14 protein-coding genes and 2 pseudogenes are annotated in these 17745 nt (G+C 53.0%); 1 reads left to right on the top strand and 15 read right to left on the bottom strand.

Annotated elements, in window-relative coordinates:
* Window positions 1-81 precede the first annotated feature (81 nt).
* Window positions 82-1887 carry a PHA/PHB synthase family protein gene (locus tag RJ38_RS16740; protein ID WP_039020014.1) on the bottom strand — a complete coding sequence of 602 codons (1806 nt, stop codon included), beginning with the start codon at window positions 1885-1887 and terminating at the stop codon, window positions 82-84.
* 134 nt (window positions 1888-2021) lie between these two features.
* On the opposite strand from RJ38_RS16740, the pseudogene phaZ reads away from it, so the two are divergent.
* Window positions 2022-3316 (top strand): annotated as a pseudogene (phaZ, locus tag RJ38_RS16735) (polyhydroxyalkanoate depolymerase).
* On the opposite strand, the gene RJ38_RS16730 reads toward phaZ, so the two are convergent.
* From RJ38_RS16730 to RJ38_RS16665, 14 genes and pseudogenes are all read right to left on the bottom strand, one after another.
* Entirely contained in the window at window positions 3317-4027 is a 711-nt protein-coding gene (locus RJ38_RS16730; protein WP_039020013.1) for an alpha/beta fold hydrolase, read from the bottom strand. It abuts the pseudogene before it with no gap.
* Window positions 4028-4167: 140 nt separating this feature from the next.
* On the bottom strand, window positions 4168-4599 hold the full coding sequence (locus RJ38_RS16725) for a VOC family protein (protein WP_039020012.1): 432 nt from the start codon (window positions 4597-4599) through the stop codon (window positions 4168-4170).
* Window positions 4600-4641: 42 nt separating this feature from the next.
* Window positions 4642-5607 (bottom strand): alpha/beta hydrolase, encoded by a 966-nt coding sequence (locus tag RJ38_RS16720; protein ID WP_238321748.1) that lies wholly within the window; start codon window positions 5605-5607, stop codon window positions 4642-4644.
* 25 nt (window positions 5608-5632) lie between these two features.
* Complete coding sequence (locus RJ38_RS16715) at window positions 5633-6382, bottom strand: alpha/beta fold hydrolase (RefSeq protein ID WP_039020011.1); 750 nt, start codon at window positions 6380-6382, stop codon at window positions 5633-5635.
* Window positions 6383-6495: 113 nt separating this feature from the next.
* A pseudogene (gene recN, locus RJ38_RS16710) lies at window positions 6496-8165 on the bottom strand (DNA repair protein RecN).
* 24 nt (window positions 8166-8189) lie between these two features.
* A complete protein-coding gene (locus tag RJ38_RS16705; protein WP_039020194.1) occupies window positions 8190-9071 on the bottom strand; it encodes an outer membrane protein assembly factor BamD in 882 nt (293 codons plus the stop codon).
* 185 nt (window positions 9072-9256) lie between these two features.
* Window positions 9257-10192 carry a UDP-3-O-acyl-N-acetylglucosamine deacetylase gene (lpxC, locus tag RJ38_RS16700; protein ID WP_039020193.1) on the bottom strand — a complete coding sequence of 312 codons (936 nt, stop codon included), beginning with the start codon at window positions 10190-10192 and terminating at the stop codon, window positions 9257-9259.
* A 225-nt stretch (window positions 10193-10417) separates the two neighbouring features.
* A complete protein-coding gene (gene ftsZ, locus RJ38_RS16695) occupies window positions 10418-12019 on the bottom strand; it encodes a cell division protein FtsZ (protein ID WP_039020010.1) in 1602 nt (533 codons plus the stop codon).
* A gap of 216 nt (window positions 12020-12235) precedes the next feature.
* Window positions 12236-13570 carry a cell division protein FtsA gene (gene ftsA / locus RJ38_RS16690; RefSeq protein ID WP_039020009.1) on the bottom strand — a complete coding sequence of 445 codons (1335 nt, stop codon included), beginning with the start codon at window positions 13568-13570 and terminating at the stop codon, window positions 12236-12238.
* Between the two features lie 61 nt (window positions 13571-13631).
* Window positions 13632-14684: a cell division protein FtsQ/DivIB gene (locus tag RJ38_RS16685; protein WP_238321747.1), complete on the bottom strand. Its 1053-nt coding sequence runs from the start codon at window positions 14682-14684 to the stop codon at window positions 13632-13634.
* Entirely contained in the window at window positions 14681-15613 is a 933-nt protein-coding gene (locus RJ38_RS16680) for a D-alanine--D-alanine ligase (RefSeq protein WP_082005812.1), read from the bottom strand. Before RJ38_RS16680 ends, RJ38_RS16685 begins: the two co-directional genes overlap by 4 nt.
* A 113-nt stretch (window positions 15614-15726) precedes the next feature.
* Window positions 15727-16671 carry a UDP-N-acetylmuramate dehydrogenase gene (murB, locus tag RJ38_RS16675; protein ID WP_039020007.1) on the bottom strand — a complete coding sequence of 315 codons (945 nt, stop codon included), beginning with the start codon at window positions 16669-16671 and terminating at the stop codon, window positions 15727-15729.
* A 182-nt stretch (window positions 16672-16853) separates the two neighbouring features.
* On the bottom strand, window positions 16854-17183 hold the full coding sequence (locus RJ38_RS16670) for a hypothetical protein (protein WP_039020006.1): 330 nt from the start codon (window positions 17181-17183) through the stop codon (window positions 16854-16856).
* A 65-nt stretch (window positions 17184-17248) separates the two neighbouring features.
* Window positions 17249-17629: a hypothetical protein gene (locus RJ38_RS16665; RefSeq protein ID WP_156121916.1), complete on the bottom strand. Its 381-nt coding sequence runs from the start codon at window positions 17627-17629 to the stop codon at window positions 17249-17251.
* Between the last annotated feature and the right edge of the window lie 116 nt (window positions 17630-17745).

Below are 17745 nucleotides of genomic sequence, written 5' to 3'. Positions count from 1 at the left end.
ATCTGTTATATGTGGTATATAAATGCTGCAGCGCGGCATTTCAAGTATTTTTCTGCACCGCAGCATGTATTTCACAAATGCTTAAGAATGGGCTTTCACATAGGTCCCTGGCGCAGCACAGAGAGAGGGATATTCGTCACTTCCTGGTTTCCGTGCTGGCACATGCGCCGCCAGTGTTTTCCCGGATTTCTCGTCCAGCCACGTCGCCCAAGTTGGCCACCAACTTCCCGCATGAAAGGTGGCATTTTCAAGCCAATCATCCGGGTTGCCTTGCGGTGCCCCATTCAAATAATGGCCATATTTCTTCTTGCTTGGAGGGTTCACAATCCCCGCAATATGACCGGATTCAGACAGAATGAAACTTTTGTCTTTTGCCCCAAACTCTCGGAAACCATTAAAGCTGCTTTTCCATGCTGCAATGTGATCGGTCTCGCAAGCCACTGCAACCAATGGAACTTTCACATCCTTCAATGAAATTTTCTCGCCACAAATCTCAAACACACCTTCGTATAATTCATTGCGTTGGCACAGCCCACGCAGATATTCGATGGTCATGCGCCCGGGCAGATTGGTACTGTCACCGTTCCAATACAGCAGGTCAAATGCCGGAGGGGCCTCACCCATCATGTAGCTTTTGATCGCAGGCGTATAGATTAAGTCGTTGGCACGCAGATAGGAAAACGTCCGAGACATGAAATATGATTTGAGGATCCCATCCGTGTTAATCTGGGCCTCAATTCCGTCAACGAAATCATCTCCCAGAAACACCGAGAACTCGCCCTGATCCGAGAAATCAGTCATTGTCGTGAAGAACGTCGCCGTTTTCACCGTCTTATCACCACGTTTCTGCATGAGCGCGAGGGTCAATGTCAGTACGGTTCCCGCCACGCAATATCCAACAGCATTCAACTGTTTCTCGCCGGTGATTTCCTTCACTGCCGTCATCGCCGCGAAGTAACCTTCTTCAATATATGTATCCAACCCCACATCGGCGAAGTCATCCGACGGGTTCACCCAACTGACGACAAATACCGTATACCCCTGATCTACAGCCCATTGAATGAGCGAGTTTTTGAGTTTTAGATCAAGGATATAATACTTGTTGATCCATGGTGGGAAAATCAAAAGCGGAATCTTACGTACGGTTTCCGTTGTGGGCGAAAACTGAATAAGTTCAAACATCCGATTGCGGAACACCACATCGCCTTTGGCCGTTGCGATATTCTCACCGACCTGAAAAGCATCCCGATCTGCGAGCGAAATGGTAAGATCCCCATTGTGATCTTCCAAGTCGTTTACCAGATTCTCAAGCCCATCAATCAAGCTTTGCCCTTGCGTTTCAACGGCCCGTTCCAATGCATCTGGGTTCGTTCCCAAAAAATTGGTTGGTGCCAACATGTCGATGATCTGGTTGGTGAAAAATTGCAGCCGTTTTTTATCCTGCTGTGCAAGGCCTTCGGTATCCGCAACCATCTGGCGTAACACATCAGAATTCATCTGATACTGCTGTTTGACGAAATTGAACCATGGATTTGTCGCCCAACTATCTGCCGCGAACCGGCGATCCGTTGAGCCGCTATCTTTCGGGACCTGTCCGCCAGAGGCAGCCTTTTGTGCCTCCATGAAATGTGCGACAGACTGTGTCCAATACCCGGTTTGGTGCTCGAATATCTTTGTTGGATTCGCCAACATTTCTGACATATAGCCCGACATCGCCTTCATATACACGTCCTGCCCCGGGCCTTCCAAAGCCGGATTAATCGGTGTCTTCTGGGAATAACTGGTCATGAGACGCTGCGAAAGTGCTTCAACGCGGGCTAGGTTTTCTGCGAACTTTTCGGTCATTTCCGGATCAGTGGTATCAATTTTGTGATCTTCGGTTGTCATGAGCTACTTTCCACACTACTTTCGCTGCTATGCAGCATCTCGCTGATTATGCTTCTCAACAATCAGAGAAATGTTGCAACAGTATTACAATTTTCTTTCTGCAATGCAGAAAGAACAGTCATGGGAACGATGCAATGCGGTATATGGCAACCTACGATCTGATGGAGACGATGCGCAATACCAACCAATGGTTGGGCGCTTCGGCTTTGGCGATGTCTTCATATCCCGCCTTTGGAATGTTCCCCCACCCCTTCTTTAACGTGATGGCAGCCTGGGGGGAAGTCACCGAACGCAGTTTTGCGCGCATGGTGGCAAAGCCTGACTGGAACTTGCACGCAGTAGTTGGCGACGATGGACGCGATCATATCGCCGAGATCGAAGTTGAAGTCGCCCGCCCCTTTGGCGATCTCATTCGCGTCGACGTTCAGGGCCGCGCCCCAATGAAGCGCCGCGTTCTGTTGATCGCCCCCATGTCTGGCCATTATGCGACTTTGCTGCGCTCAACCGTGCAAAGTCTGCTGGAGGACTGCGATGTTTGGGTCACGGATTGGCACAATGCACGCGACATTCCAGTTTCAACCGGTAAATTCGACGTCGAAGATTACACCCTATATCTTGCCGATTTTATGAAGCATATGGGGCCGGACACCCATGTGATTGCAGTGTGTCAGCCCGTTCCCCTTGCCTTGGCCGCGACAGCATATCTCGCAGCGGAAGATCCTGCCGCGCAGCCAAAATCGTTGACACTCATCGGGGGGCCCGTTGACCCAGATGCCGCACCGACTGACGTGACAGATTTCGGGCGCCGCGTAACGATGGGCCAGCTTGAAGAAAGCGTGATACAACAGGTCGGTGCAAAATATGCAGGCTGTGGGCGCATGGTCTATCCAGGCCTTTTGCAACTTCAAAGCTTCATGTCAATGAACGCCGAGAAACACAGCAAAGCCTTCACAGATCAAATCATGCGTGTTGCTGCCGGCGAGGGCGGCGAACATGACAAGCACACCGTTTTTACGACGAATATCTTTCTGTCATGGATATGACGGCGGAATTCTACCTTTCCACCGTAGAACGTATATTCAAAGAACGTGAAATTGCGCAAAACATCTTCACGATTGAAGGCAAACCGGTTGATATAGGTGCCATCAGCACCGTTGCGGTAAAGACCGTGGAAGGCAGCAAAGACGATATCTCAGCACCGGGACAATGCATTGCCGCCCTGGACCTTCTGACAGGTCTGCCGGATAGCAAAAAAGCGTCTCACCTAGAAGATGGTGCAGGTCATTACGGAATTTTCGCAGGCAAAAGCTGGCGCAACAACATCCGTCCCTTGGTTTTGGACTTCATCGATTCAAATTCGGATGAAGGTGCGGCTAATACCTCCCCTGCTGGTAAGAAAAAGCGCAAATCATCAGCTCAGAAAGCGTAATTATCGCAACATCAAAGGCCTGTTTAGCCAAGTTTGAAGGGCACTTGTTACCGCACTTGCGGCCTCTACCATGGGCAAATGTCCGGCATTTGGCAGAATGTGTAATTCGGCATCGGCAACAAGACCCGCGATAAATTCCAAGCGTGCAGGTGCTGTCATCCGGTCATCTGCACCGCCAAGCACCAACATTGGAAGTCGCGCTGTGCGCAAGGTGCGTTGCTGGTCTGGTCGGGATTGCAGCGCGCGAGAATGACGGATAAACACATCCGGCCCAAGACGCGTTGCCATCTCTTGAATAAGTTTCAAAACTTGCGGCCTTGCAGGACCATCATGGAAGAACTCTGGGCGCATCATTTCCGTCATGACCTCAGCCAAACGCCCGGCTTTTGCACGCACGATACAGGGTTCGCGTTCCGCGGCCTGACTTGGCCCTTCTGCGGTGGCCGAGGTTGAAATCAACGCCAAACGATTGATGCGATCCGGCGCTTGGCGCAGCATTTCCATCGCAACAATTCCCCCCATAGAATGCCCAACAAGCGCAAAATTTTGTGGTGCGCTGGCCAGAATATCAGCCGCCATCTGGCGAATTGTATCTGACAGTCCCAACGACGCGATCTGCACAGAATGCGTTTTCGTAAGTTCTACGATTTGCGGCATAAACACGCGCGCGTCACTCATCATGCCTGGAACCAAAACCACGGGCTCGGACATTTGGCGTCTCCGTCTGCTCTATATCGGCCACTTGCTGCAGCGCGTTCGTTGCATCTTTCCTAGGCCACTTGCGCAAGCCTGCCTAGTCATCTTGAAGCAACCTCATGCTTTCACATGAAATGTGGCTTTCACGCCATCGATCACTCGGCACCATTCCATTGGAATTCTCCATTCGCCCCGAGTGGCGAAAAGGGATTATGCGCAACTTCCCAGACGTGCCCGTCTGGATCGGCAAAATAGCCATGGTGCCCTCCCCAAAATACATCCTGCGCTTCCTTCAGGATCTTGCCTCCGGCCGCACGCGCACGATCAAGAAAAGGGGCGACCTCTTCCTTCGTACGCAGGTTGTGGCCAAACGAAACCCCCGAAAACCCGCCAATTTGGGATACATCAATTCCAAGTTCATCCGCCAGGGCCGCTTTTGGATACAGACCCAACGTCTGGCCAATTAGGTCGAAAGCGATAACACCGTCGGGACTTTCAACACGGGTCCAGCCAAGGGCCTCGTAAAAATCTGCGGCGCGGTCAGTGTCCTCGACAGCCAGTGTAATCAGACTAACGCGTTGTTCCATTATGTGAGCTCCCCTAAACAAGTGTTCACACTCTGTTCACAGCTATTGCAAGGCGTCAACCCATGCGATTATTTGGTCAACAACAGGCCCTGTCATGCCAGGCGACATCACATCACCCGCAATCACATGCTGATAGGGATCGTTCCCGTCAGGCACATCTTGGGGTGCTAAAGTGGAGATCACGCGCCCCCCACCCCATTGAGCAGCGACACGGCGCGTTTCGCGATGATCGATAACTTGATCTTCATCCGAAAAGATCCACAAAGCCGGTATCGCTGCAATGCTGTGATCTCGCGCCGAAAATTCCTTGACTGCGGCGGCAACAGGCAACAATGCACGAGACGGATAACGGTTCGTCCAAAACATTTCATGCATTTCATTTTTCACGTCAAAACTAAGGTTTTTGCCGATCAAAAGTGGCAAATACCACTCAACCCCACCTTGGGTTAGCAAGGGGGCCGCGACACTGTTTAATGCAAAATTAGGCGACAAAAAGATGCTCGCTATAACATCACTTAGGATGCCATCATCATCGCCCGTCGCAGCCAGCCCAACAAGCGTGCCACCCGTGGAATTTGAAATGACAATGACCTCATTCCCGACCAAACGCGCAACGGCCATGGCCTCAGCCAAATCATTGTACCAGGCTTGCACCGTTGTGTTGCCCAGCTCATTGTCTCCACGCCCATGCCCGACAAGCCGCGTATACACAAGGTTCGCTCCCAAATGCGTGGCGATCAAATCAGGTACGGGGCGTATCTCTTCCGAGGTCGCAGAAAACCCGTGGATAAAGACCACCGATTGGGCCGTGACCTGACCTTGATCACCAGCCCAAACAATGCGCTTTTCAGCGCCGGGCGTAATGTCAGAAAAACGCGCTTCCTGGCCCTCAAAATAGGCGACTGGATTATCTCCGATCACTTTTGGATTAAATTCTGCGACAACGTCCCCAGGGGTGCGTGGACCAAACACAAACAATCCCACAAGCGCAAGAAACGCGACAAGCAAAACACGCCCCAGCGTCTTGCCAAACCTACGCATTGGACAGCGCGGTCAACTCTGCCACTGCCGCTTCGATCAAGGCCAAGCACGCTTCATCCGAAAACCGGTGATCCGCATCTTTAACCAAGTTAAGCTGCATGTCAGGGCTGTTTGCATGTTCCAACAAACGCACGGCAGTTTCTGTGCTGACAGCAGTATCTGCGGTCCCTTGCAAAAGGCGCACTGGAAATGGAAGTTCCAGATCACGTCGCAAGACCAATTGGTTACGACCATCCTCGATCATCCGCTTTGTGATGATATATGGCTCCATGTAATCCGATGGCAACTCAACATAACCTTGGGTTTCAAGTGTTTCTTTTTGCGTGTCCGAAAAACTGGCCCAATACCCATCTTCGGTAAAATCAGGTGCGGCAGCTATGCCAATCAATCCCACGATACGCTCGGGCATCGCGCGCGCCAGCAACAGGGATTGCCACCCCCCCATGGACGACCCGACAACCACCAGCGGACCAACCGTGAGAGCCGTCACAGCCGCAATCGTGTCTTCGTGCCAATCACCAATACATCCATCGGTGAACGCTTCTGAACTTTCTCCGTGTCCAGAATAATCAAACCGTAAAAACCCTTGCCCGCGTGCTTTACAAAAGGATTCCAAGTGGATGGCTTTGGTGCCCTCCATGTCGGATTTCAGTCCACCGAGAAACACCACAGTTGGGCCATTTCCGCCAGTCTTATGATAAGCGATTTTACGTCCCTGATTGGTCTCAAGGTAGTTGGTCATTGCTGTCCCCTCGTACAGAACTGATTGTGTTCAAAATTACCCGATACCGGGTTCTAATACACGGGAAAAATTCTGAGAAAGCGTCAAGGGTTCTAGCCAGCCCGATTTACGGATCAGGCCACCGTTTTCCCCGCGTTCAACAATTCAAGTGCAGCGGCACGCGCGGCCTCAGAAATCCGATCCCCGGAAAGCATACGCGCGATTTCATCCACACGTTCAGACGCGGCCAAAGGCACAACGCGACTGATCGTTTCCGTTTTACCCGAGTGTTTTTCAACCCGCCAGTGATGCGCACCAAGTGCTGCAACCTGCGGCGAATGCGTAACAACTAAAACTTGTCCACCATCGGCCAACGTGGCCAAACGGCGCCCGACCGCATCCGCTGTCGCGCCACCAACACCACGATCTATTTCGTCGAAAATCATGGTTAAGGTAGAATCTTCGCCAGTCAAACACACTTTCAATGCCAGCAAAAAGCGCGACAATTCACCGCCAGATGCGATTTTGTCCAATGGTCCTGAAGGTGCGCCCGGGTTTGTTGCAACACGAAACCCGACCAAATCAATGCCATCAGGCCCCGCAGCCGCGTCGGTGATTTCAGTCGTAAATACGGCCCGTTCCATCTTGAGCGGGGCAAGTTCTGCAGCCATTGCCCGATCAAGTCGCGTCGCGGCCTTACGACGAGCATCGCGCAATTTTTCAGCCGCTGCGTCAAACGCAGCGCGAGCTTCCTGTGCGGCGGATTCCAAACCAATAAGATCCGCTTCACCGCCGGTCAACGCAGCAAGACGCGCCCGCAACCCATCGGCAAATCCCGCCAAATCATCAGCTTGCACAGAATGCTTCCGGGCAAGGCCACGGATCGCAAACAAACGTTCCTCACAAAGTTCCAGATCAGTCGGGTTAAAGTCGAGCGCATCCATGTTGCGCGCCACCAGCGTTTCCGCCTCGCTTAACTCATTCATGGCACGCGACAATGTTGTAATCGCCTCAGCAAATAGGCCTTCGGCTGGGCCGTCCGCCTCCTCCAACCAACGCAGGGCATCAGACATCTGCCCCTCAGCCCCGCGCCCGGACAAGGCATCATGGGCACGCGACACATCCGCACGAACTTTTTCAGCACCCTGCATGCGACGTCGATCAGCATCAAGCAAGGCCTCTTCGCCGGGTTCAGGCGCAAGGCCGTCCAACTCGTCCACGGCATGACGCAGGAAATCTTCCTCTGATCTCAGTTCAATCAAACGCGCTTCGCAACTGACAAAGCATTGTCCGCATCTCGCAATATGCGCCACGCCTTACGCGTTTTTGCAAGCGGTCCAGATGCAAACCCACCGTATTCATCCAACAATTTCTGGTGGCCACGCGCGTTTAGCAGGCCGCGATCATCATGCTGCCCGTGTAATTCCAAAAGCGTTTCGGAAAGCTGGCGCAGAACCTCGCCAGACGCGCGCCGATCATTCACCCACGCGGTTTTACGCCCATCACGTGTATTGATGCGTCGCAATATCAACTCTGAACCTTCGTCCGGCAAACCGGCTTCGGCCAAAATCGAATGTGCAGGATGGTCAGTCGTCAAATCGAAAACAGCGGTCACTTCGCCCTGTTCCGCCCCTTGCCGCACCAATTCAGCACGACCGCGCCAGCCAAGAACAAACCCCAATGAATCAAGCAAGATTGACTTGCCCGCCCCGGTTTCGCCGGTCAGCACATTAAGGCCCGGCTGAAAAGCAAGTTCCAGCCGATCGATGATCAACATGTCACGGATTTCAACCGTACGGAGCATATAGTCCCCCCGAGAGTGGCCCGATCAGAGCCATTCCCCCTTCACGGTTTGACGATAAATCTGGGCCAACCAATTGTTGCCACGTGGGTTCGGCGCAAGCCCTTGCCCGGTCAACAGGTTGTGACTGTCTTGATAGAACTCAGACGATTGGAAGTTGTGACCAAGAACGGCAGCAGCAGTCTGGGCCTCGTCCGTTAGGCCCAACGACAGATACGCTTCGACCAAACGATGCAATGCTTCGGCGGTGTGGCTGGTGGTTTGGAATTGCTCCACCACAACCCTGAACCGATTGATCGCAGCAGCATAGTGGCCGCGTGACAAATAATACCGGCCAATTTCCATTTCCTTCGCCCCAAGGTGGTCAAAGGCGAGATCAAATTTCAAGATGGCGGAACGGGCGTATTCTGTATCAGGATAACGCTCGATCACTGTGCGCAGGGATTGCAACGCTTGGAAGGTTAGGCCTTGATCGCGACCGATTTCATCGATCTGGTCATAATAAGATAAAGCCAGCAAATACTGCGCGTAGGCCGCGTCATCATCCGCTGGATAGAAATCGATATAACGCTGTGCAGCTGCACGGCTGTTTTCGAAATCATTCGCACCATGATACGCAAAAGCCTGCATAATCAATGCACGTTTAGCGAATTCAGAATATGGATATAGCCGTTCGATTTCGCCAAACAACCTAATGCCTTCGTCCGGCTTGCGTCTGTTTTCCAACGCATATTCTGCTTGCTGAAAGATCTCTTCCGCGGTGAAGCTTTCGAGCGATGGCTCTTCGTTCTTATTGGTAAAAAAGCCCCCCAAGAAGCCACGCTTTGGGCTTTCCGCATCACGACTACCGCAAGCAGATAACACACTGATAACAGCAATTAGACTAACGGTTTTCAACACTGTTTTCATCTGCAGGCCTACCCTGAAATTCGTTTTATCCGGCAAAACCCGGTTTGGTCTTGTTTGGTCTAGCACAGAAAAATCTGCGGCAAAACGGGTTTCGCATAATTTCGATGCACAACGGGCTGACATTCGCCAAGCCACGGATAATTTTCAAGAAAATAAGGGCAATGAGACGCCGCCAAAATTCAGATTTAGGCGATAGCCTGCACAGATGCTTCAGGTAGATCACTTTTATGCAACCCAGCACCGGGAAGGCGCGCAGCGGTATCGGAGCTACAAGTAATCATCCGAAACGCATTAGGATCGGCAAATAATGCACGCAACAATTGGTTTGTCAGCGCATGACCCGCGCGAAACCCTGTATAGCGTCCCAAAACTGGTGCGCCTGCCAATGCCAAGTCACCCAATGCATCAAGCATTTTGTGGCGCACAGCTTCGTCATCATGACGCAAGCCGCCAGGAGACAACACCTTAGCCCCATCCACAACCACCGCGTTTTCCATGGTGCCACCCAATGCCAGCCCATTGGCACGCATCGCGTCGACATCACTTTGACGGCAGAATGTACGACTGTCACAGAGCTCACGCACAAAATTACCATTCGAGAGGCTCAGAGTTTTGCCCTGATTGCCAATCGCGGCGTCGGAAAATTCAATCTTGAAGTCGATGAACAGGCTGGAGGATGGCTCAAGGCGGGCAACGGCCTCGCCCTGGCGAACCTCTACAGTTTTCAACACTTCAAACGCGCGAACTGGCGCATTCAACACTTGCGTTCCGACCCGCATCAGCCCTTCAACGAATGGGCGTGCGCTGCCATCCAAAATGGGCACTTCCGGTCCATCGACCTCAACAAACGCGTTGTGAATTCCGCAACCCGCAAGGGCAGCCATGATATGTTCAACGGTGGAAACCTCAACATCCGCAGAATTGCGCAATCGAGTACACAGCGCGGCACCTTCAATCACAGCATCCCAACGCGCAGGAACCAATGTATTACCAGACAAATCCGTGCGCCGGAACCAAATGCCATATTCTGCGGAAGCCGGGCACACAGTGAGTGTCGCGGGTTTTCCGGAATGAAGGCCGGTACCAGAAAAGCTAACGGAATTTTTAACAGTTGTCTGCAAAACGAACCTCGGGTTGAACACGGACTTTTCTGCCCGCTGCAGATAGATAGGCCGTCGGCCCAAAAGAGACAATTCAATCTTTGTAACCAACTGAAACATCAGATTTCCAGCATAGGCAATTCTTCGCTTAAAAAGATCAACCACAGATCAACCCACTAATATCAAAAGAAAAAAGCCCGCGGAAGCGGGCTGATTTCGAAATACACAGGTGCTTGCCAAAGGGATTTAATTCGCTTGGCGACGCAAGAATGCAGGGATCTCGATCCGCTCTTGCTCCATGTCACTGTCTTCCTCGGGGTGAGAATTCAGATCCCGGGCAGCCATCGCAGGACGTGGCGTTGCATCGCCCTCCCCTGCATGACCTGTCATCCGATTGATCAATGAGTTGATCCCAAAGCGTTGCTTAGGCTCAGAAGCGGGTTCCACCGGTCGCGGCGCTGCGACTGCAGCTGGGCGCGGCGCCAATGCTTCGACAGCAGGCGCAGCAACAGGTGTCGGTGCATTTTGAACCGCGGCCTGAAGACGCGCAAGCGCCTCGGGAGATGGCGTGCCTGCCGCAGGTGCACGAGGTGCTACAAACTCAGACGCTGCTGGCTCGGTCGGTGCCATTTCGATGCGCGGGGCAGGTTGATAAGCGGGCGGTGGAAGCGCATCATCAGATGCAGATCCCTCAAGCTGATCTGCCGTAGCCGCCGCAACAGTTGCATCAATTTCGCTAAAAAGCGAAGGTTCTGGCATCGCAGGATTCGCGGTAACGTCAGCAGGTGTTGACGTAGCAGCCACCTCGACCTCAGCAGCAGTTTCTTGCGCCAAAGGTTCAGCCAAACGGCGGCGCGGGACAGGCATATCAGCCGAACCGTCACGCGCATCAATACCAGTTGCAACAACGGAAACACGCATCATACCATCAAGCGTTGTATCCAATGTGGAACCAACAATGATATTAGCTTCTGGATCAACTTCTTCACGAATGCGGTTCGCCGCTTCGTCAAGTTCAAACAATGTCAGGTCATAACCGCCAGTGATGTTGATCAACACGCCACGCGCGCCACGCAAAGAAATCTCGTCAAGCAGTGGGTTCGCAATGGCTTTTTCAGCCGCCTGAACAGCGCGATCTTCGCCTTCAGCTTCGCCGGTGCCCATCATCGCTTTACCCATTTCGTCCATTACGGCGCGAACATCAGCAAAGTCGAGGTTGATCAGGCCAGGACGAACCATAAGATCCGTCACACCTTTAACACCTTGATAAAGCACGTCATCAGCAAGTGAAAACGCCTCAGTGAATGTCGTCTTTTCATTCGCCAGACGGAAAAGGTTCTGGTTTGGAATGATGATCAGCGTGTCCACAACCTTCTGAAGGGCTTCAACCCCTTCTTCGGCTTGCTTCATCCGCTTATTGCCTTCGAATTGGAACGGCTTGGTCACAACACCTACCGTCAACACGCCCAATTCACGCGCAGCTTGCGCAATAATTGGCGCGGCACCAGTACCAGTGCCCCCCCCCATACCTGCGGTGATAAAACACATATGTGCGCCGGCAAGATGATCAACAATGCTTTCGATCGTTTCTTCTGCAGCAGCGGCACCAACGGAAGGGCGTGCACCAGCACCAAGACCTTCGGTAACTTTAACGCCCATTTGGATGCGAGCCTGCGAACGCGAGCTCTGCAATGCTTGCGCATCCGTGTTGGCGACGACGAATTCAACGCCATCCAATTCTTTCTCGATCATATTGTTGACAGCATTGCCGCCCGCACCACCGACACCAAAAACGGTTATACGGGGGGTTAGATCTTCCTGATCGGAATTCGTGAAATTCAGTGCCATGTTATTATCCGCCTGTTTGTTACCATCTGATCTGACCCAGTTGTCCCACTGATTTGCCTGATCGAATAATCTTTGTTTGGACGATTCTACCGTGACGAACGCGCAACGTCACCTAAAAAAGTCACCTAAGTACAAAATATTGTGTTTTACCAATCCATTTGCGCGGGATTTCGCCAGAATCGCAAGACCCAGGCCCGGAAAAACTGATTTTCGAACCTACCAGTTGTCTTTGAACCAACGCACCGCTCGACGCAAGCTGCGTGCGGGGTAAGTTTCGGTCGGAACATCGAAATCCCAATATTCATCTTGCGGGTTGGCCGCAAAAAGCGAAAGCCCAACTGCAGACGAAAACCCTGGCCCTGTGGCCGCTTGCGGCAATCCTTGCACCCGCATGGGTCGACCAAGACGCACTTGCTGCCCTAAGATGCGACTGGCAAGCCCATCCAATCCGGGAATTTGACTGCCGCCGCCCGTCAACACAATCTTTTGACCAGGAAGGCTTTCAAATCCCGCCGCATCTAGGCGCGCGCGAACCTCTTCCAATATTTCTTCCACACGAGGCCGCATGATACCAATCAGTTCCGCCCGCGACACTTGTCGCCGATCATGTTCCCAATCGCCCGTTTCGCCGGCGGTTTCGATCATCTCACGATCATCCATACCCGTCGCAACCACACCGCCATGCAATGTTTTAATACGTTCAGCTGTCTGCCAAGGCACTTGTAGCCCAACAGAAACGTCGCCTGTCACGTGATCACCGCCAAGACGCACTGCGTCAGCGTAAATCATATGTTTCTTAATAAAGACTGAAATCCCTGTGGATCCACCGCCTAGGTCGACACAAGCAGAACCCAACTCCTGCTCATCTTCAACGAGGGACGAAACGCCGGACACATAGGCCGACGACGCCAACCCAGCCAATTCGAGATCACAGCGCTTCACGCAATATAGAATATTTTGAATGACATGCGCGTCAATCGTAAGCATATGCAGATCCGCAGCCAAACGGTTGCCAATCTGCCCGCGCGGGTCTCCATATCCAGACCGGTGATCCACAGCAAAGTTGACCGGTTGCGCGTGTAGAACTTCGCGCCCCTGTCCATAATCAGGCACATCCGCCCCAGCCAAAACCCGTGCGATATCGCCTTCAGAAACAGGGCCACTTTCAAGATCGACTTCACCTGCAAGGCCATAGCTGCGGGGATTGGCGCCTGAAAAACAGGTCATTACATGATCAACCCGTACGTCCGCCATCTTTTGTGCGGCCTGCAACGCAGTCCGAATGGCACGTTCCGTTTCTTGAATCGCGTCGATTTCACCGAACTTCACACCACGTGACCGTGTTGTCGCCGCTCCGATTACGCGAAAGCCGCTTTGACCAGCCAAAGGACCGACCCCATCAAGGTCCATCGCCCTGTCATTGCCATCAAATCGCAACACCAAGCAGGCCACTTTTGATGTGCCAACATCCAAAACCGCGATCACACCGCGTTGCATCGCCGCCTTGCGCATGTTGCGCATTGCTCGTTGTGTTTCGTATAGACCGCTCATCGCTAATCCCTTGCCTCGTTTGCCAAAATATGTCCCTCACACCCCGGCATAAATCTTTTCATCACTCACTCATCATCGCGCGAATGCGTTGTAATTCTTCTTTTGCACCCTGCGCCAAACGCAATGTTGGCCGCTCAGCGATGCGCATATCAATTGTCGTAATATCGCGTTCCAGCAGGTCCTGCGCATGATGCAGCGCCATAACACGCTGCAACGCCGATACAGGATCATCAGCTGGCAACATCACACGCTGATCACGATCAAAAACCACATCCCAACGACGAGCACCCACACGCACAAGCCCGCGCAAGCGCTGCTCTAAGGGGGCTGCAACGGCCATCAAACGGCGCGCTTCCGGCACGGCTTCAGCGGCAGCAACACCAGTAACCAAGGGCAGATCTGGGCGCTCGGCACGTGCAAGAAGTTCACGAATGCGAACCCCGTCTGCATCCAGCAAAAACACACCTTCCGGTCCCCGCCACACAACAGCTGGCACCCGCTCAATCACGTCAATCTGCAAAATTCCCGCGTCACGCACCTGCAAACTGGCCGAAGCAACCGGGGCCAGTTCGGTGATCTGGCGGCGCATGTCTTCAAGATCCATGTCGAAACTGGTCAGGGGAAAATCCAACGGCAAGATAACACGAATATCTGCCGAAACTTTTTCTGATGCACCGTCAATCGACATCGCCTGCACCATAAATTCAGGGCGCTCTTCAAAGGCATTCCGCAGGCTTTCAACCTGAGTGTTAATAATCTCACGCGCATCATCGTTGTTGAGAACAAACATCCCCACCCCAATCGCAGCAATTGCTGGGACGCCTAAGCGCAAAAAACCTCGAAACAACGGCGTCAAAGACAAGCGTTGCATGCGATAGGCCATACGGCTTGGCGCAGGGTCCGCGCGGCGCGGCGCGGCGGCTGGCTGGAATGCAGGCTGCAAATGACCATGCGTCTCAATATGGGCCTGAATGCGTGCTTGGATACGCGCTTGGATCCGAGCTTGATTTTCCGCTTCCATTTCTTCTTGGGTCCGAGGGCGCTCTGGTTGGTGTGGCCGTGCACGTCCATGCAATGCAGGATCAAAGACTGGGCCAGAGGGGAAGTCGTTCATAGCGCATCCTCAATCAGGAAGCGACAAAATGCGCCGAAATCCATACCCTCATGGGCTGCTTGTTCGGGCGTCAAAGACGTAGGGGTCATGCCTGGTTGATTGTTTGTTTCCAAAATGATCAAGCCATCAATCCCACGGGCTTCGTCCCACCGAAAATCGGTGCGGCTTACGCCTGTACAGCCCAACGCCGCATGCGCGCGCAATGCAAAATCTTGGCAAGCAGCGTAAATATCCGAGGGGATGTCCGCAGGGATCACATGACGCGACCCGCCGGCTTCGTATTTCGCAGCGTAATCATACCAACCATCGGTGATAATATCCGTCACGCCCAATGCGCGCGGGCAGTCAGACCCCAAAACCGTACATGTCAATTCCCGCCCTGGCGCGAAGGCTTCCACCATCACAGTTTCGGGCATATCATCAGACAATTGCGGAGGCGTATTGGCCCCTTCGTTCACGATATAGATCCCCACGGAGGACCCTTCGTTCACAGGTTTCACAACATAAGGCGGCTGCATCACATGACGCGCCCGCACATCTTCCGCGGTCGCCACGATACTTTCAACAACCGGGAGACCTGCAGCGCGAAAAATCGCCTTAGAGCGTTCTTTATCCATAGATATCGCAGAAGCCAACACGCCGGAATGTGTGTACTTCAAGCCCATCCAGTCCAACAGGCCTTGAATTAAACCATCTTCGCCGTACTGACCATGCAGAGCATTAAACACAACGTCGGGCGCGGCCTCAGATAGGCGCGCAACAAGGTCAGCGCCCTGCCCTGCATCCTTCCCAGGATCCAGCTCGATAACTTCAAATCCTTCACCCCGGAGAGCCGCCGCACATTCGCGACCAGACGACAAAGACACTTCGCGTTCAGCTGAAGGTCCGCCCATCAATACTACTATCCGGAGACTTGTCCTGCTCGACATCGTCACCTCTAACCGCCTTTGGCCTTATGTTCGGCCATTTCACGCCCTTTATGGATCGCGTTTTACAACTTTCAGCCCTGGGTCTTCCCAGTGACTGCAAATATGAGCGACAGTTAATCTGCCTGCTGTCGTCCCACACGCATAATTTCCCATTGTAACGTAATACCGCTGGTTTCGTAAACCTTTTTCCGTACATGTTCCCCCAACCCTTCTAGGTCAGCAGCCGTGGCACCATCTCGGTTTGTCAGGAAATTGGAATGCATCTGGTTCATCTCGGCCCCGCCAAGACGCTCACCGCGCATGCCCGCATCATCAATAACCTTCCATGCTTTCAATTCATGGGTATCATCTGCCTGCCCCGTCGAGCTAAACCCAGCTGGGTTGCGAAACGTCGAACCCGCCGTGCGATCTTTCGTCGGCTGCGTTTCATCACGTTTTGCCAACTGCGCATCCATCCGGGCGACCAAATCGTCCGCCTCACCCAACGGAGCATTCAAACGCACTTGGGTCAAAACCCACCCATCAGGAAGTTCGCTCTGGCGATAGGCGAATTGCAGATCTCCCGCGCCTAACTCAACCACATCACCTTCACGCGTCACCGCCGTCGCAGTGTGGAACACATCGGCAAGATACTGCCCATAGCATCCCGCGTTCATCCGCACGGCACCGCCAATGGATCCAGGTATCGTGCGCAGGAACGTCAGATCAAGCCCCTGCTCTGCCGCTTTGCGCGCCACATGGGCATCCAGCGCCGCCGCACCCGCAGTGACGACACCATCCGCAAACGTAATCGCGTTAAAGCCGCGCCCCAGCCGGATGACAACACCCGCAATCCCGCCGTCACGCACAATCAAATTCGACCCAACACCCATGGGAAACACAGGAACATCCGCAGGCAGCGCCTTGAGGAACTGCGCCAGATCATCAATACCCGCAGGCTGAAACAACACATCCGCAGGGCCACCCACACGCATCCAAGTCAGCGACGCCAGATCACGATTTTCAGTCAACGTGCCACGCACCTGCGGGAGATCGGAAAGTTTGGTCAGTTCGGTCATCGGGGCCTCAGTTGCTGGAAACGCCACTGTCTTTAACCGTTTTACCGATCTGAGCAAACTTGTTTCCTCCATGCACAACTCCGGCAACACACAGCAACCAATGCGTCACCCATTGTCAAAAGCCGACACGGCCTCTTGAATTATTTCACCTTCAGGCCGCCCTAGTGGCTCTGTTATTGCCCCTAGCATGTTTGAGACCGCTCAACTGTGTGGCTCGCAGCCTTCTTGAAACGCCTGTAAATCGCACCAATCGCCGCGTTGATGCTTGCGTTGTCACTTTTCCAATCAATATCACCACTGATCGCAATATCTTTGATCAGCTCCAGAGGCAAAGGGTGGCCGGACAGCTGGCCTTCATAGAAATCAATCCAGAATTCCCATCCCTCCGGATCATTTCCACCGGCAGGATCACGCAGTGCAACACACAAATCCCCCCACCCACCAGCCAAGACATTCCCCCCATCGAGCCACAATTTCAGCCCCGTGATGTTTTCACCATTTTCAATCGCCACACAGTCCGCACAAAAGGCGGCACGGACCGCGTAAAAGGCAACGTCGGGGACAATAAAGTTACGTACTACGTTGGCAGCACAATCGATGACCTCGGTTGCAGTGGCAGCAATGACAGTATCCGCGGATCGGTATCATAGCCCTCATGGACGGCATAGGTGGCCTGCACAGTGTCAACGGCACGGCCGAAGCCTATGACTGCCTTAGGCGGCATAGCGCCGGCACCACCGGAGATCAGATTGCAACGCAAGAACAGCAAATCGTTCAAGCTGCTCTTGCGCGCCCCTTCGAATTGCCACTCTAAAGGCAACACGCGTGCGGCGGCGCGATGGGCAATCTGAATGGAAATACTGCGCAGGTAATCTTGGTCTTCCTGCGTCTCAGTTGGGAACTGGGTTAACCAGAGCTTCAGGTCGCCTGCGTCGTTGATATCTTTAGCTTTTATCATATTTTCACAATGAACAAATTTTGCACCCAAAACAATCTTGAAAATTTCTTATTTCGGTCACGAAATAGCAACCTTTTGACGCGACAAAGGCTGCATAGTATTTGTAATCATGTTTG

It is taken from the genome of Halocynthiibacter namhaensis (genome assembly GCF_000812685.1).
Classification (GTDB): Bacteria; Pseudomonadota; Alphaproteobacteria; order Rhodobacterales; family Rhodobacteraceae; genus Halocynthiibacter; species Halocynthiibacter namhaensis.
The sequence above is the reverse complement of the archived record's forward strand: the minus strand, read 5'-3'. Positions and strand labels throughout refer to the sequence as shown.

Bases quoted from the DNA above. Each gene is read 5' to 3' on its own strand.
- RJ38_RS16740 (WP_039020014.1), bottom strand. From the start codon at position 1,887: ATGACAACCGAAGATCACAAAATTGATACCACTGATCCGGAAATGACC.
- RJ38_RS16730 (WP_039020013.1), bottom strand. From the start codon at position 4,027: ATGTCCGAGCCCGTGGTTTTGGTTCCAGGCATGATGAGTGACGCGCGC.
- RJ38_RS16725 (WP_039020012.1), bottom strand. From the start codon at position 4,599: ATGGAACAACGCGTTAGTCTGATTACACTGGCTGTCGAGGACACTGAC.
- RJ38_RS16715 (WP_039020011.1), bottom strand. From the start codon at position 6,382: ATGACCAACTACCTTGAGACCAATCAGGGACGTAAAATCGCTTATCAT.
- RJ38_RS16705 (WP_039020194.1), bottom strand. From the start codon at position 9,071: ATGAAAACAGTGTTGAAAACCGTTAGTCTAATTGCTGTTATCAGTGTG.
- ftsZ (WP_039020010.1), bottom strand. From the start codon at position 12,019: ATGGCACTGAATTTCACGAATTCCGATCAGGAAGATCTAACCCCCCGT.
- ftsA (WP_039020009.1), bottom strand. From the start codon at position 13,570: ATGAGCGGTCTATACGAAACACAACGAGCAATGCGCAACATGCGCAAG.
- RJ38_RS16685 (WP_238321747.1), bottom strand. From the start codon at position 14,684: ATGAACGACTTCCCCTCTGGCCCAGTCTTTGATCCTGCATTGCATGGA.
- RJ38_RS16680 (WP_082005812.1), bottom strand. From the start codon at position 15,613: ATGTCGAGCAGGACAAGTCTCCGGATAGTAGTATTGATGGGCGGACCT.
- murB (WP_039020007.1), bottom strand. From the start codon at position 16,671: ATGACCGAACTGACCAAACTTTCCGATCTCCCGCAGGTGCGTGGCACG.
- RJ38_RS16665 (WP_156121916.1), bottom strand. From the start codon at position 17,629: ATGATAAAAGCTAAAGATATCAACGACGCAGGCGACCTGAAGCTCTGG.